General features: G+C 62.1%; 13 protein-coding genes and 1 pseudogene. 4 read left to right on the plus strand and 10 right to left on the minus strand.

The annotated features are described in order from the left end of the window. Window positions 1-201 precede the first annotated feature (201 nt). A complete protein-coding gene (locus K0H47_RS30990) occupies window positions 202-327 on the plus strand; it encodes a hypothetical protein (protein WP_257626612.1) in 126 nt (41 codons plus the stop codon). 1 nt (window position 328) lies between these two features. Here the strand turns inward: K0H47_RS30990 and K0H47_RS03600 are convergent, their stop codons facing one another. Continuing rightward, window positions 329-1,174, minus strand: a complete 846-nt coding sequence (locus tag K0H47_RS03600) for a LysR family transcriptional regulator (protein ID WP_257626613.1) — start codon at window positions 1,172-1,174, stop codon at window positions 329-331. 21 nt (window positions 1,175-1,195) lie between these two features. Next, window positions 1,196-2,086: a LysR substrate-binding domain-containing protein gene (locus K0H47_RS03605; RefSeq protein WP_093197845.1), complete on the minus strand. Its 891-nt coding sequence runs from the start codon at window positions 2,084-2,086 to the stop codon at window positions 1,196-1,198. Between the two features lie 117 nt (window positions 2,087-2,203). Here K0H47_RS03605 and K0H47_RS03610 point away from each other — a divergent pair, with 117 nt between their 5' ends. Genes K0H47_RS03610 through K0H47_RS03620 form a run of 3 tightly spaced genes read left to right on the plus strand, consistent with a single transcriptional unit; the run spans window position 2,204 to window position 5,125 of the window. Continuing rightward, the gene (locus tag K0H47_RS03610; RefSeq protein WP_219271979.1) at window positions 2,204-3,505 is read left to right on the plus strand and encodes an FAD-binding oxidoreductase; all 1,302 of its coding nucleotides are present in this window, start codon (window positions 2,204-2,206) and stop codon (window positions 3,503-3,505) included. 29 nt (window positions 3,506-3,534) lie between these two features. Beyond that, the gene (locus K0H47_RS03615; protein WP_219271981.1) at window positions 3,535-4,623 is read left to right on the plus strand and encodes a polyamine ABC transporter substrate-binding protein; all 1,089 of its coding nucleotides are present in this window, start codon (window positions 3,535-3,537) and stop codon (window positions 4,621-4,623) included. A 52-nt stretch (window positions 4,624-4,675) separates the two neighbouring features. After that, window positions 4,676-5,125, plus strand: a complete 450-nt coding sequence (locus K0H47_RS03620) for a GNAT family N-acetyltransferase (RefSeq protein ID WP_219271983.1) — start codon at window positions 4,676-4,678, stop codon at window positions 5,123-5,125. A gap of 45 nt (window positions 5,126-5,170) precedes the next feature. Here the strand turns inward: K0H47_RS03620 and K0H47_RS03625 are convergent, their stop codons facing one another. The 8 genes and pseudogenes from K0H47_RS03625 to K0H47_RS03660 all read right to left on the minus strand — a co-directional run bounded on the left by K0H47_RS03625 (window position 5,171) and on the right by K0H47_RS03660 (window position 13,170). Next, window positions 5,171-6,490 carry an OprD family porin gene (locus K0H47_RS03625; RefSeq protein WP_219271985.1) on the minus strand — a complete coding sequence of 440 codons (1,320 nt, stop codon included), beginning with the start codon at window positions 6,488-6,490 and terminating at the stop codon, window positions 5,171-5,173. 148 nt (window positions 6,491-6,638) lie between these two features. Further along, window positions 6,639-7,472: a phosphodiesterase gene (locus tag K0H47_RS03630; RefSeq protein WP_219271987.1), complete on the minus strand. Its 834-nt coding sequence runs from the start codon at window positions 7,470-7,472 to the stop codon at window positions 6,639-6,641. 16 nt (window positions 7,473-7,488) lie between these two features. After that, window positions 7,489-8,520: an ABC transporter ATP-binding protein gene (locus tag K0H47_RS03635; protein ID WP_219271989.1), complete on the minus strand. Its 1,032-nt coding sequence runs from the start codon at window positions 8,518-8,520 to the stop codon at window positions 7,489-7,491. Further along, the gene (locus K0H47_RS03640) at window positions 8,517-9,311 is read right to left on the minus strand and encodes an ABC transporter permease subunit (RefSeq protein ID WP_219271991.1); all 795 of its coding nucleotides are present in this window, start codon (window positions 9,309-9,311) and stop codon (window positions 8,517-8,519) included. The genes K0H47_RS03635 and K0H47_RS03640 overlap by 4 nt, the downstream gene beginning before the upstream one ends. After that, the gene (locus tag K0H47_RS03645) at window positions 9,308-10,129 is read right to left on the minus strand and encodes an iron ABC transporter permease (protein WP_063030943.1); all 822 of its coding nucleotides are present in this window, start codon (window positions 10,127-10,129) and stop codon (window positions 9,308-9,310) included. The genes K0H47_RS03640 and K0H47_RS03645 overlap by 4 nt, the downstream gene beginning before the upstream one ends. Beyond that, complete coding sequence (locus tag K0H47_RS03650) at window positions 10,130-11,134, minus strand: ABC transporter substrate-binding protein (protein ID WP_219271993.1); 1,005 nt, start codon at window positions 11,132-11,134, stop codon at window positions 10,130-10,132. After that, window positions 11,118-12,138 (minus strand): annotated as a pseudogene (locus K0H47_RS03655) (LacI family DNA-binding transcriptional regulator). The gene K0H47_RS03650 and the pseudogene K0H47_RS03655 overlap by 17 nt, the downstream one beginning before the upstream one ends. A gap of 369 nt (window positions 12,139-12,507) precedes the next feature. Beyond that, a complete protein-coding gene (locus tag K0H47_RS03660; RefSeq protein WP_219271997.1) occupies window positions 12,508-13,170 on the minus strand; it encodes a DUF2268 domain-containing putative Zn-dependent protease in 663 nt (220 codons plus the stop codon). Window positions 13,171-13,301 lie beyond the last annotated feature (131 nt).

Genomic DNA, 13,301 nt, shown 5'->3' on the forward strand with positions numbered 1-13,301 from the left:
CAATGTGTGTGTATGGGAGCTATTGTCGGGATCGGGCGATAGTGAGACAAACTCATTTTATTCCAGATGATCACAAGTTCTACTCATGATCCTCGGGCGCTCCTTCGGTTTTGCTTATCACTGAAATAGCCAGCAGCGTCTGTTTCGGTGCGCAATGGCTACCCATACTTTTGCTTCCCGAACACCCAAGGAAGTCCTCACATGGAACCCCATCGAAGTCAGCCTGTAACCGCCCTGCTCGTTCACTTCGCCGCGTTGGGCGTGGCCATCCTCGGCATCAGTAGCCTGGCCCTGCTGATGGCCTGGGCCGGGCGCCTGATGTTCTAGTTCAGTCCGCTGGAATATCGGCACTCAAGGTGCGGATCAACGCTTGCGCCTGAGTGTCCCGCTGCGCCGTATACAGCACCACTTCACGATTGGGCAGCGGCGGCAGGTCGAAACGCTGCTCTACGTCGACGCAGCCACCGGGCGCCATCCGCCCCACCATCGCGCCGATGCCAATGCCCGCCACCACCGCAGCACCAATCGCCAGGATGCCGCTGCCCACGAATGCCTCTTCCCAGGCGCGGTTCTGCTCGGCCAGCGCCGCCATCACCATGCTGCGCATGCCGCAGGGCTCCGGCTGGATCGCCAGGGGCAACGCCCCGCCCTGGCGTAATTCGAAGTCGTGGGAAGCCATCCAGCCAAAGCGTTCGACGCCCACCACTTCGCCGTCCTGGCGACGGTTGTCGTGCCGCAGGATCATCGCTACATCCAGCTTGCCCTGCTCGTAGTTCATCAACATGTCCCGCGAAGTGCCGAGGCTGAACGCCACGATCACGTCCGGGTCGGTGGTCGCCAAACGCCGCAGCCACAGGCTGAGATCGGCGCCGACAATGTGGTGGCTGACGCCCACGCGCAAGGTGCGTTTCTGCGGGCCAAAACAGTTCATCGCCTCCTGGTAGTTGTCCAGCAAACGGCGCGCGCTGGTCAAAAACATCTGCCCATGGGCCGACAACGTGACCCGTCTCGGCGTGCGCTCTAGCAGCTTGCGGCCAAGGCTTTCTTCGAGGCGTTTTATCTTCAGGCTGATGGCCGCCTGAGTGCCGCCGATGGCATCGGCGGCGCGGGTGAAACTCTTGAGTTCAGCGACCAGGACGAACGCCTGGATGGCGTCGATATCGGGCATTTTCATGGATGAACTGGCGATAGTAAGTTAAGGCGTGACGTTAGCATGCCGCGCCTGCTGCCCAAACCACTGCATGATCAGCGCACAGCCTGGGTGTGACGCCGCCGATGGCTGCAAGCACAATGCATACACCCCGCCGGTCACCAGCGGCTGACCAAACGGCACCACCAACACACCCCGTTCGATCGACTCGGCCGCCAGGGTCAGGTCCGTCATCGCCACCCCAAGCCCGCGGGCGGCGGCATCCAGTGCCAGTTCGTCGAGGTTGAACGGGATATGCCGGTAGTCGTCCAGCGACCGCGCACCATTGGCCGCCAGCCAGGTCATCCAGTCTTGCTTGTCGGCCGAACGATGCAGCAGCGCAAAGTGTGCGAGTTGCTCCACCGAAGCCAGTGGCCCCAAACCCGGTGCGCAGACCGGCACCAATGACTCGTGGAACAAGGTCAGGCGCGCAGGATCGTTGTCGGGTTTTGGCAGGTAAAGGATGTAGGCATCGCTGTCACTCGCCGGCTCGACCACCTCGGTGGCGACGGTCTCGATCGCCAGGGAAATATCGGGATGGTTGCGATAGAAATCACTGAGCTTGGGCAGCAGCCAGCGCACCGCCAGCGACACATGCAGGCGGATGCGAAACGGGCGTTTGTGAGGCGAGAGCCGATCCTCCAGCACCTTCAGTTGCGCCAGGATGCTCCGGGCGCTGGCCAGCACCTGCTCACCTTCAGCGGTCAGGCGCAGGCTGCGGCTGGTGCGGGTGAACATCGGCACGCCGAAATGGCTTTCCAACTGCTGGATTTTGCGGCTCACCGCGCTTTGGGTCAGGCACAGCTTCTGTGCCGCCACGGTGAAACTGGCGCAATCGCTGACTTCAACCAACGCCTGCAAGCCCTGCAACGAAGGCACGTGACGGATGTTATCCATGCATTTTCCGAATAGCTGGATGATTTTATAACGTTGGTTGTATCACCACCGGCCCTATAGATTCCAGCTGTAGCCCGAACTTAGTCATGCGAACAACGCATACAGCCGAGGATCTTCATGGAAAACACATGTGGCTGGATTGCCCAGACTGACAGCCTCCCCGCCCGGGGCCGACTGAGCTGCGTTCAAAGAGCCGACTGGCTGGTGATCGGCGCAGGGATTACCGGTTTGTGTGCGGCCCACACCCTGGCCGAGATGCACCCCGAGGCCCGCATCGTGATCGTCGACCGCCAGCGCGCCGCCCAAGGTGCCTCGGCGCGCAATTCCGGTTTTGTGGTGGCCCATGAGCATCCCGCTGAAAGTGAATTGATGGGCCGCGCTGGCTTCGCCGATTTTGAGGTGGACACCACCATCTCACGCGCCGCCAGTGATGAAGTGCGCAAGCGCATCGCCCGCCATGCCATCGACTGCGATTTCAGGGACAGCGGCTACTTCTTCGCCGTGCACGATCCCGACAAGCTCGAGCATGTGGATGCCAAGTTGGCGACCTTGCGTGCGGTGGGGGCTTCAGCGCGCTTTCTACAGGGTAAGGCGCTCGCACAAACACTCGGCACCGAGCATTACCAGGCCGCCATCTGGTGCGGCAATGGCAACGCCTTGCTGCAACCGGCGAAATACGTAAAGGGCTTGCTGGAAGCCCTGCCGGACAACGTGACGCTCTATGAGAACACCGACATCACCGGCCTTGAGCGCATGGCCAATGGCGGCATTCGCGCCAACGGCCTGGACGCCCGTATTGAAGCCGGCCAGGTGCTGGTGTGCCTCAACGCCTTTATTCCACGGGTGGGTATTGAAGACAGCGCGACGTTCCCGATGGAACTCAGCGCCAGCCTCACCCGCCCCTTCAGCGATGAGGAATACCGCCGTATCGGCGCGGTGGAACCCTGGGGCGTACTGTCCACCCGGCCACTGGGCGCCACGGTGCGCCTGACGCCGGACCGCCGGGTGATGATCCGCAACACGGCGGAATACCGCACTCGGGATTTGTCCAACGGCGACCTGCTGCACCGGCGCCAACACCATGTGAAGGGTTTGCAGCGACGCTTTCCCTGGCTCACCGAACAAGACATCCACTACACCTGGACCGGCCACTTGAGTGCCTCCCGCAGCGGCCAACCGTATTTCGCGCGAGTCGAAAACAACCTGTACGCCGTCGCCGGCTGCAACGGATCGGGCGTCGCCCGCGGCACGTTATGGGGCCGACTGCTGGCCGAGTGGGCGTCGGGCCAAGCCTCGTCGCTCCTGCACTCCGTAATGCTCAGGGCAGAGCCCGGCTGGCTCCCGCCCCGGCCGTTGTTCGACATCGGTGCCATGCTGCGTATGCGCGTGGAAACGGTCCGGGCTCGGACAGAAATCTAGAACAAAAAACCTCAACAAAGGTGATTCACATGCACATCAACAGTCTGTCCCTGGCGGTCATCCTCAGCGCGCTCCCCGCGGCCGTGTACGCCGCCGAAGAAGTGAATATTTCCAACTGGAACGGCTACATCGCCGACGACACCTTGACCCGCTTCACCCAGGAGACCGGGATCAAGGCGACCTACGACATTCACGACAGCAACGAAGTGCTGGAATCCAAACTGATGACCGGCAATACCGGTTATGACGTGGTCAGCCCGTCCAACCACTTCCTGTCGCGGCTGATCAAGGCCGGGGCGATCCAGAAGCTCGACCGAAGCCAGTTGCCCAACTGGAAAAACCTCGACCCGCTGCTGATGAAAAAGCTCGAAACCAACGACCCGGGCAACCAGTACGGCTTCCCGTATATGTGGGGTACGGCGGGAATTGGCTACAACGTCGAGAAGATCAAGGCGATCTTCGGCACCACCGACGTTACCCATTCCTGGAGCCTGTTCTTTGATGAAAACAACATCAAGAAACTCAGCGCCTGTGGCGTGGCGATTATCGACAACCCCACGCAGATTCTGCCGATCACCCTCAACTACCTGGGTTTGCCTCACCACAGCCACGAACCGGCCGACTACAAAAAGGCCGAACAGGCGCTGCTGAAGATCCGGCCCTACATCCAGTACTTCCACGCCTCCAAGTACATCAGCGACCTGGCGAATGGCAACATCTGCGCAGTGATCGGCTTTAACGGCGACGTGGTGCAAGCCGCCGCCAGCGCCAAGGAGGCGAAAAACGGTATCAACATCGCCTACTCGATCCCGGATGAAGGCTCGACGCTGTGGCTGGACATGGTGGTGATGCCCAAGGGCGCGCCGCACGAGAAGAACGGCTATGCCTATATGAATTACCTGCTGGAGCCCAAGGTGATTGCCAACATCAGCAACAGCATCCACTACGCCAACCCCAACAGCACCGCGGATGAGTTTGTGACTCCCGAGGTAAAGCAAGACCTGGCGATCTACCCGTCGAAAAGCGTGATGGACAAGCTGTTCATCGTCGAAGACCTGCCGCCGGCGATTGCGCGGCTGGCCACTCGGTTGTGGACCAAGTTGAAGACCAATACGTGATACCGGGAGAGCGTTATAGTCGCTGCATTGAGTAGGGAATTGAGTCAATACAGTGGATAGATCAACGGTTGGTTTGTCGATACGCGCCCTCTCGGCGTTGCCCGAAGAGATCCTGATACTGGAAGCAGAAGCCGTCGCCGAAGGATTCAGGTTTCTCACGCGACTCGTTGCAGAGTGGCACAGCGGCGCCAACCGGTTCGACCAGCCAGGCGAATGTCTTTTGGGCGTATTCAGCAACGAGCAGTTGATCGCCGTTGGCGGGCTGTCCTATGACCCTTACGCCGGTCCGGAGGTTGGCAGGCTGCGCCGGGTGTACGTCGCACGGGCTTCGAGGGAACGGCATGTAGGCAAGGCGTTGGTGGGCCAACTGCTGGAACGCGCTGCGCAGCAGTACCGTGTTGTGCGCCTGTCTACCGACACCCACGAAGGCGCCGCCTTTTATCTGCGCTGCGGGTTTGAGTCAATACAGGATGAGCATGCAACGCACATGAAGTCGCTGTAAACGCACCAGCCCTCGCCGCAAGGGCTGGTGCATGGACTTCAGGATTTACATCAACGGAATCGAGTAGTTCACAAACACCCGGTTCTGGTCCTGATCCCGTGCCACTTCGCTGCGGGACATGCCGTTGCGCCAGCCGAACCCGACGTTCTTGAACGTGCCGCTCTGCACCACATAATCCAGCGAAATATCCCGCTCCCACTCGCTGCCATCGTTGCCGTTGGTGGTGAGGATATGGTCGCCCTTGAGGTACATCACCGAGGCCTTCAAACCGGGTACGCCCAGCGCCGCAAAGTCGTAGGCGTACTGGGCAAAAGCAGTACGCTCACCGGCCTGGATGAAGGTCTGGATGGTTCGGTCGGTGTACAGGTACAGACTCGGGCCCGCCTCGCCTTTGCCCACCAGGCCGCCCTGGTTGAGTTGGGCGAAGTTGCTGTCGTCGGACACGCGTTGGTAGCCCGCTGTGATCGCATGGGGCCCCAGGGAATAGATGAACGCGGCGCTCCAGGTGTCGTTATCGATCTCCCCGGTTCCACCTTTGGTATAGCCGCCAAACTTATAGCCATCGGCACGCCCGGCGGCACTTGCGTTCTTGCCGTCGGAGGTGGTCTTGAAGTAACGCAAGTCGGTTTTCAGCGAGCCGTACTCGCCCATCGGCAATACGTGCACCAGGCCGGCGAAGTGCTGTTGGTAATAGTCTTCAAGGTTGGCGTAGTAGTACTGCACCAAGAGGTTCTTGGTCAGGTTGTAGTCGGCGCCGCCGTAGGTGAACTTGTTGCTTTCCTGGGTCGCACCGGCCACCGCCAGGCCGCTGGCGTCGCTGGAACCGCGACCCGTCGTATGCTCAAGCTGGCCGCCAATCAGGGTCAGGTTGTCGATGTCGTTGCTGGTGACTTGGCCGCCTTCAAACGACTGCGGCAACAGCCGGCCGTCGTTGCTCACCAGGATCGGCAGGTTGGGGCGCAGGTAGCCGTAGCGCAGCTCGGTCTTGGCAAAGCGCGCCTTCGCGGTCACGCCGCCACGGGCCCAATCGTCCGCAGCCTTGCCATCATCGGTGGGAATCATCGAGCTGCCGACATGCTTCGCCGCGCTGCTGTCGAGGGTCACGCCGAGCATGCCGATGGCGTCCAGGCCAAAGCCGAGGGTGCCGTCGGTGAAACCCGACTGGTAGTTGAGGATGAACGCCTGGCCCCACTCTTCGGTCTTCGACGGTGCAGCGGCGCCGTCGCGGTTGTCGTTGTTGAAGTAGAAGTTACGCATGCTCAAGTTGGCTTTGCTGTCCCCCAGGAAATCAGCAGAAGCCAAGGGACTCAGGGCCATGCCCAGGCCGCCGGTCAATACGCTTAGTACATGTAGTGTGGCTTTCATCAGGACGAACTCCGGCGCGCAATCACTGTTGCGGGCGCATAAAAAAGGCAGCAGGAAGCACTCGGCCAAACTTCGGTTGGCCGGTGCGTTAATAACTGTTCAGAAGTGCTCGGGTATTAACTTGGGCGAGATGGACCTCCGGGAAACTTCAGTCAATCAATCCATGAGCGTCATAAAACGGATACGGCCCCGGATAGTCCCCGAATACGCCGTTGTGGCTGACCAACCCTTGCTGTTCATCCCAGCGGTGCAAGAGGTAACCCGCCGGTTCCAGGTTGAAATGCGCTGGAGCAGCCTCCTGTAGATCCAGCACGATTTGATGGGACGTGCCCGGGCATACGCAGCTCACACTGCCGCCGAAACGGCGCTGCATCGGCCGGTGCAAATGCCCACACAGCAGGCGTTCCACCTGAGGGTGACGGGCGATGATCTTTTCCAGCGCAGCGGCGTTGACGAATGGCTCGCGGTCCATATGGCCGATGCCGCTGATAAACGGCGGGTGATGCAAAATCAGCAGGGTCGGCACGTTCGGCTGCAGCGCCAGTTGCTCATCAAGCCACTGCAATTGGCTGTCCAGCAGCTGGCCGCCATGGGCATCGGGAATCGTCGAATCCAGGCCGATCAGCCGCACCGGATAGTCGTCCACCACCCAGTCCAGCGGCCCGTCGGCGCTCGCCGGCAAATAGCGGTGATCACCAAAGGCGTCGAGCAAATGCTGGCGGTTATCGTGATTGCCCGGCACCAGGTAGCAAGGCATCTGCAAACGGGCCAGCTCGGGGTGCAGCACGGCGTATTCATCGGCGCGGCCAAAGTCCACCAGGTCGCCGCTGATCACCACGATATCGGCCCGTGGGTAACTGGCATTCAGGTGGTCGACGGCACGGCGCAATGCACCGAGGGTGTCGACCACGCCGTAAGTCAGGCGCTGGCCGGCTTTAAGGTGCAGATCGCTGATCTGCGCAACAAGAAACGGACGGTTCAAAATAGGCTCTCTGAAGTCAGGCATGCAGGGTGAACAGCTTGTGTGGGGCGATGGCCAGGGCAATTGGCGCGCCGACGGCGTGAAGCTGGTTGTCGCTGCTGTCCACCAGCAACGGTTGCGGGCCGCCGACATCCACCAGCAGGCGGCTTTGCGCGCCCTGGAAAAAATGCGCCAGCAAATGCCCGTGCAGGTGCCCTTCGCTCTCCATCACCCGCAGGTGCTCGGGGCGGCAATACACGGTGGCCGGCAGATGAGGCTCGTGCCACGGCAGTTCGCCGCCGCACACTTTCAAGCCATGGGTCGTGCGATCAACCACCGAAAAGGCATTCAGGTTGCCCACAAAGCCTGCGACAAACGCGTTGGCCGGTTGCTGGTAGATCTCACGCGGGCTGGCCAGTTGCGCGATACGCCCCTGCTCCATCACGAGGATGCGGTCTCCCAGGGCCATGGCTTCGCCCTGATCGTGGGTGACGAACACCGAGGTGATGCCAAGGCCGCGCAATAGCTGATCCAGCTCACTGCGCAGGCGCTCACGCAACTGTGCATCGAGGGCGGCCAACGGTTCATCCAGCAACAGCACTTTGGGCCGAGGCGCCAACGCGCGGGCCAGTGCCACACGCTGGCGCTGGCCGCCCGACAGTTCATGGATGCTGCGCTTGCCGTGGTTCTGCAGGCCCACCAGCTCCAGCAGTTCGTCACAGCGCTTGTTGCGCTCTGCCGGCGCGACGCCACGGATTTTCAGGCCGTAGACGATATTGCCGGCCACATCCAGGTTGGGAAACAACGCGTAATTCTGGAACACCATGCCCACATCACGCCGCTCGATGGGCAGGCGCGTGACGTCGGTGTCACCGAAAAAAACCTGACCTGCATCGGGACGCTCAAGGCCGGCGATCAAACGCAAGGTGGTGGTTTTGCCGCAACCGGACGGGCCGAGAATGGCCAGGGTTTCGCCGCCCTCGATGGTCAGGTCGAGGTTCTGCACGGCAACGGTGCCGTCGGCGAATGCCTTGCGGCAACCCTTCAGGCGAATGGTGATAGCGGTCATCGACGGTCTCCACGGGACAGACGAGCGCTGATGGCCTGCAACGCAATCAGCAGCGGCACGATCATCAGCAAAAAGATAAGGGTGTAGGCGCTGGCGATTTCCAGGCGGGCCGAGGCGTAGCTGTCGGCGAGGCCGACGGGCAAGGTCTTGGTCATCGGCGTGTGGAGCATCCAGGTCAGGTTGAACTCGCCCAGGGACAGGGTCACGACCATCAACACCCCGGCGAGAATCCCGGCCCTGCAGTTGGGCACCACCACACTGAAGAAGCGTCGCAGGGGACCGGCCCCCAGACTCGCAGCGGCCTCTTCCAGCATCGGCAACTGCTGGCGTTGCATCACCGCCATCACCGGGCGCACCAGGAACGGCAAGGTGAACAACACGTGCCCCACCAGGATGAACAACCAGCTGCTGCGAAACCCGCCGAACTGGCCGTAGGTCAGCAACAACGCCAGGGCACTGGCCAGGCCGGGCATGGCCACCGGCAGCACCATCAATTCCTCGAAGGCGCGACTGAAGCGGTTGTTCATCCGCACCAGGGCATACGCCGCCGGCACGCCGATCACACAGACACACACCGCACAGGCCAGGGCCAGTTGCAGCGAGAGCCAGACCGTCGGCGAGTAGGCCTGCCATACCTGAATCAACCAGTCGAACGTCAGGCCGCTGGACAGGCCGACGAAGAAATTACGCGTCAGCCCCGCCAGCAATGACATCAATACCGGCACCAACATGAACGCGCAGACCAGCAAGGTAAACAGCAGCTGGATGACAAACAGCGATGAGCGCTTCACAGGACCGTCCCCGCGTTTTTCACCAGGCGCCGCGTCAGCAACAGCACGGCCCAGGTCACCGCGCCGAGCACCACCGAGAGTGCCGCGGCCACCGCAAAGTTGGCGTAGTTGGTGAACACGTTATAGATAGCGACGGGCGTCACGTTCAGCCGCGTGCCCAGGGTGAACGCCGTGCCGAAGGCGCCCATGGACGTGGCAAAACAGATCGCCCCGCAGGAGGCCAGGGCCGGCGCCAGGCCCGGCACGATCACGTCGCACACCACCCGCCAATGCCCGGCCCCCAGTGAATGGGCGGCTTCCTCGAGGCTGCGGTCGAGGCTTTCACAGGCTGCCATCACCGTGAGAATCACCCGAGGAATCGAGAAGTACAGGTAGCCGACAAACAACCCCGCCAGCGAATAGGCAAAGATCCAGCGCTCACCGGCCAACTGAAGCCCGAGTGCCGCGAACAAGCCTTGTCGACCTGCCAGCAGGATCACCAGGAAGCCCACCACCACACCGGGGAACGCCAGGGGAAACGTCAACAACGCCACCAGCGCCGAACGTCCGAAGAATTGCTGGCGGGCGAGAAACACGCCCGCAATGCCGCCCACCAGCAGCGCCGCCAACGTCACCAGCACCGCGAGCACGCAGGTTTGCGCCAGGCTGCCCAGGTATTGCGCGCTGCTCAGCACTTGCCAGTAACCGCTGCCGTGGCTGTCGCGGCTTTCACCGCCCAGTACCATCAGGTGCGCCAGCGGCAACAACCAGAACGCGAGCAGCACCGCAAACGCCGGGGCCAGCGCCCAGGCGGGATTTGGCCGCAAGAGTGCCTTCACTTACTTGACCTCACTCAGGTAACGCGCGGCGAAGGCTTCCTGCACGGCGGCCATTTTTTGGTAATCCACCACGCCGGCCCGGGCGTAGTCGCTGTCCGGCAGAAACTGCGCGGCGACGTCCGCCTGCATCTTCACAGGCCGGATCGGGCGCAGGTAGGCCTTGGCCCAGAGCGCCTGGCCCGCATCGGACAGGACGAAGTTCAGGACCTTTTCACCGTTGGCGCGATGCGGTGCGTTCGCCACCAGGCTCATCACGTACGGCACGCTGATGCTGCCTTCCTTGGGAATCACGAAGGCGACGTTGGCGTTGTCCTTGTAGCGGGCGCGGTAGGCGTTGAAGTCGTAGTCCACCAGGATCGGCAACTCACCGGAAAGCACCCGCGCATAGGCGGTTTGCTTGGGCACGATGGGGGCGTTTTTCGACAGCTTCTGGAAGTAGTCGATGGCCGGGGCGAAGTTATCGAGGTCGCCGCCCATGGCGCGGTTGATCGCCACCGCCGAGACGTAGCCGACGAAAGCGCTGGACGGGTCGAGGTAACCGACCATGCCTTTGTACTCAGGCTTGAGCAGGTCGGCCCAGCTTTGCGGCACCGGCAGCCCGCCCAGGGCATCGACATTGACCATGATGCCCAGGGTGCCGGAGTGAATCGCGAACCACTGGCCGTCCGGGTCTTTCAGGCCGGCGGGAATCTGCTCCCAGCCTTTGGGTTTATAGCCCTCCACCACTTCGGCCTTCTGCGCTTGCAGGCCGAACGTCACGCCGTAGTAGACGACATCGGCCACCGGCGCGGCTTTCTCGGCCACCAACTGCGCCAGGGACTGGCCGGAGTTCTTGTTATCCAGCGGCACCTGCACGCCGGTGGTCGCTGCGATGGCCTTGAGTTGCGTGCCCCAGTCCGCCCAGTCTGGCGGGCAGTTGTAGCAAATCGCGGTGTCCGCGGCCTGGGCCAGGCTGGCCGTGCCGCACAGCAGCAATGCCGCCAGGGTTTTACTGAGCATGCGCATCAAGCGTCTCCTTTATGGGGTTGGGTACTTTCGCCCGGCCGGACATGGCACGGCAGGCAGTGGGAAGTCGGTGCGTTGCCGGCGATTTGCGCCAGCAGTTGGTCGATCACGGTGCTGGCCAACAGCGCGATGGGCTGCACCACGCTGCACAGCGTCGGGTGCATCTGGGTGCCCAGGGAAATACCGTCAAACCCCATCACCGAGAGTTGTTCGGGCACGTTCCAGGCGTGGCGGCGCAGTTCGGCGATCAGGCTGATGGCGAGAAAATCGTTGGAGCAGACCAGTGCTGTGGGGGCTTGCGGGCCTTGCAGGAAGGGTTCGATGGCGGCGAATTCAGCCTGGGTGTGGGCCGGCATTTCGATCACCGGTTGGCTAGCGAGACCGTACTCGCCCATGGCATCGCAATACCCGGCATAACGCAGCCGGGCCCGGTCGGACTGCAACGCGGGGCCGGCGACCATGGCGATCCGGCGATGGCCCGCCTCCAACAGATAACGGGTCGCGAGGGCCATGCCGGCGCGGTTGTCCACCGAGACGGCGCTGTAGTTGGGGTTGTCAGGTTGGTGGTAGGCCAGCACGAACGGCGTTTCTTCCGTGGCCAGGCTGTGGAGCACGCTGTTGCTTTCGGCGTCGGTGACGGTCAGCACCAAACCATCGACGCGCTGGCGCAGCAGCTCTTCCACCACACTGCTTTCGCGCTCGGCGCTGTAGTCGGTGGTCGCCAGCAACAGGTTATAGCCACGCAGGCGTGCGGCGCGCTCCATGGCCTGGAACTGTTCGGCGAACACCGGGTTAAGCAGGTTGGGCACCACCACGCCGATCAGGTTGGTGGTTTGCAGGCGCAATTGGCGGCCCAGCAGGTTGGGCCTGAAACCCAGCTCGCGGGCGGCGGCGAATACCTGCTCACGGGTGGCCGGGCGCACTTGTTCCGGGGAGGCAAAGGTGCGGGCGGCGGTGGCGCGGGATACGCCGGCCAACCGAGCTACGTCTTTCAAATCAGTCATTGTCACTCGCTTGAGATCGATCTCATTGGCGAGGACAGTAACGGGGGAATGTGGCAGTCAGGCGATGGGGAGATGACGGTTTGATGTCAGTGTGGATGCGTTTTTGTTCCCACGCTGATCGTTCCCACGCTCTGCGTGGGAATGCATCCCGTGACGCTCCGCGTCACCACTGCGCAAGACTTGAACCTTGCATCGCCCGATGGACGCAGAGCGTCCGAGGCGGCATTCCCACGCAGAGCGTGGGAACGATCACCATAGCGGTGTGTCAGGCAACCTGGTTGTCGGCTGTGCCGCCGCCTTCGCGGCCTCGCTAAAGTTCGACGGCTCCCACAGGGGATGGGGGTTGTTTGGTGGTTTTGTGTTTCAGATTCAGGCCACCAGCCCCTCTTTGGCGGCGTTGGCGAGTATGTCGTGGGCGGGCACGTTGACCCAGGTGGCGGCGTCCACGTCGCCCTGCTTTGCCAGCCAGGCCTCCACCATCTGGTAGCCCAGCGTGTACCCCAGCCACTTTGGCCGCGCGCCGGTACCAAAGAACCATTCGCTGTGGTCGTAATACGTGGCTTCGAGAAGCTGGCGGTCTACCGGTGCCCTCAGCAGTTCCTGGGGTGCAAGCGCCCGCTCCCACAACTCCGGCTCGCTGCCCAGCACCCGTCGTACAAACTGCCCGGCCAGGCCTTCACTGACCATCGCCTCCCCCAGCGTCCAGCCATAACCCGGGCCCGCCATGCGCAGGCAATGGTGCACCTCATGCACCACGTGCCGGCGCAATGCTCCGCTTTGCAGGCTGGCGAGGAAATTCGGGTTGTCGGGGTCAAGGGTCATGCTGAACAGGGTGCTGCGATAAGCACGGCCCACCAGGCCGAGTTCCGGCAGGGTCTCCCCCGGCAATCGCTGGATCAGAATGTCCAGGCGCGGCGGCGGCATCATCTGCGCAATGGCCCCGTAAGCGACTTCACATTCACGGATCAGCTCAGCGCGAAACTGCGCCAGGCTCCCCGAAGCTTCCAGCCAATGCAGCGTCCATGCGTCCATTCTCACCTCTCGTCGCCGAAGCCGTGGTCCGTTATCAAAGCGGCTCATCATACCTACGGGCTGTCATATTCACAGGCCAGCTTATAACCGGGCCAGCAAATTCCGCTGACTAACCTTTCGATCTGTCCCAA

Source organism: Pseudomonas sp. Xaverov 83, from assembly GCF_019352905.1.
In the GTDB taxonomy this organism is placed as follows: domain Bacteria; phylum Pseudomonadota; class Gammaproteobacteria; order Pseudomonadales; family Pseudomonadaceae; genus Aquipseudomonas; species Aquipseudomonas yamanorum.